Origin of the sequence: Saccharomonospora iraqiensis subsp. paurometabolica YIM 90007 (genome assembly GCF_000231035.2) — a bacterium.
In the GTDB taxonomy this organism is placed as follows: Bacteria; Actinomycetota; Actinomycetes; order Mycobacteriales; family Pseudonocardiaceae; genus Saccharomonospora; species Saccharomonospora paurometabolica.
In genome coordinates this window covers 805-2,306 of record NZ_KI912184.1, presented here as the reverse complement: position 1 = coordinate 2,306, position 1,502 = coordinate 805, and the positions used below count along the sequence as shown (strand labels likewise).

Annotated in this window: 1 protein-coding gene; it reads right to left on the bottom strand. The window is 70.1% G+C overall.

Features of this window, described 5'->3' with window-relative positions; all coding sequences use genetic code 11:
• Positions 1-102: 102 nt before the first annotated feature.
• On the bottom strand, positions 103-1,290 hold the full coding sequence (locus SACPADRAFT_RS0200015; protein WP_007027593.1) for a YncE family protein: 1,188 nt from the start codon (positions 1,288-1,290) through the stop codon (positions 103-105).
• Positions 1,291-1,502: the final 212 nt, after the last annotated feature.

The following is a 1,502-nucleotide window of genomic DNA, read 5'->3' as shown; positions in this document are numbered from 1 at the left end:
CGGCGGTGCCCGGAGCCGCGTGCGCGGGCACGACCGGCGGGAGGGTGGTGGCGCCGACGAGTGCGGCGGCGGCCAGTGCGCCCGCCGCCAGGAGACGGGCCCTCATCGGATCAGGACGTCGGAGGGGACGGTGTAGCCGCGCACCCGCTGCGGGTGGTCCCCCACGGGGATGCGGGCGATCTCGCGCGGGTCGTCGTAGGAGACCACGGAGATGTCGTCGCTGTCGCTGTTGGACAGGAAGCAGTACCGGCCGTCGGGGGAGGTGGCGGCCCAGTACGGCTTGTCCCCGACGTCGACGATCGAGTCCACCGTCAGCTCGGGCACGGACAGCACGGCGGCGTAGTCGGAGATCGTGCCCGCGTCGCAGATCTTGCTGTGGTCGTTGTTCATCGCCAGGCCGTGGTGCGCGGAGTCCAGCGGGTAGTCGCTGCGGTCCATCTCCCGCGCCTCCTCGGACAGCGGCAGATGCACCGTCCGGGTCCGGCGTCGCTCGTCGAGGTCGTATTCGATGAAGCCGTTGTGGAACGACAGCTGCGCGTACATCGTGCGCTCGTCGGGCAGCACGATGAACGGGCGGATGCCCGCCTCGAACTCGATCGTGTCGGTGACCTCGAACGTCTCCGCGTCGGCGATGGTGAGTTCGCGGTTGCCCTTCACCGGGTCGAGGATCTCCGCGTCCGGGGCGATGACGTTGCCGATGGAGGCGTTGTAGATCGTGTCCCCGTCGGCGGAGTAGCGGTTCTCGTGCGGGAAGTCCCCGGCGTCGAACCGTCCGACGATCTCGCCGGTGGCCGGGTCGAGCGCGTTGACCGTGTCCGCGGTGGTGGCCGAGACCAGCAGCGTCTCCCCGTCCGGGGACAGCGCCATGTGGTCGGACCGGTAGCCGTCCACCCGGTTGAACCACAGCTGGTCGCCGCTTTCGATGTCGAACGCGGCGACGTCGCCGAGGCTGGGCCGGGAGACGTACATCGTCCGGCCGTCGGGGGCGACCATGATGTCGTCCACGAGCTGGTCGTGGCCCTCGCCCGCGGTCTCCCGGATGACCCGCATCGCGATGTACTGGTCCACCCGCATCTCGGACTTGCGGTCGATCAGGTCCGGGACCACGTCGATGCGCTGGTACTTCTCCAGGGTGCGGGCGTCGATCAGGTCGACGGTGCCGTCCCAGTTGTTCCCGACGAACATCACGTCGCGGTCCGGTTGCGCGTGGGCCACCGGCGTGCCGGTGAGCGTCGCGGTGAGCACGGCCGTGGCGGCCAGTGCGCACACGCGCCCGAGTCGCTGTCGCATGACAACCTACCCCATCGTAGACATGAATTAGATTCACGAATTGTGCTGGGTGGGCGAACCGGACGCAAGGGTGTCGGGGCGGCGGCCCCGCGCCTCCGCCCGTCGGTCGCGTCCCTGCGCACGCTCAGCGGCGACTCCGGTCACCGCACCGCCGTGGCCCGGCCGGTTAGGCTGCGACCGTGGGAGTGCGAACCGTGCCCGACCCCGCCGTG

What these genes read in the sequence shown, in the direction of transcription:
- SACPADRAFT_RS0200015 (WP_007027593.1), bottom strand. Translation starts at nt 1,290, where the DNA reads ATGCGACAGCGACTCGGGCGCGTGTGCGCACTGGCCGCCACGGCCGTG.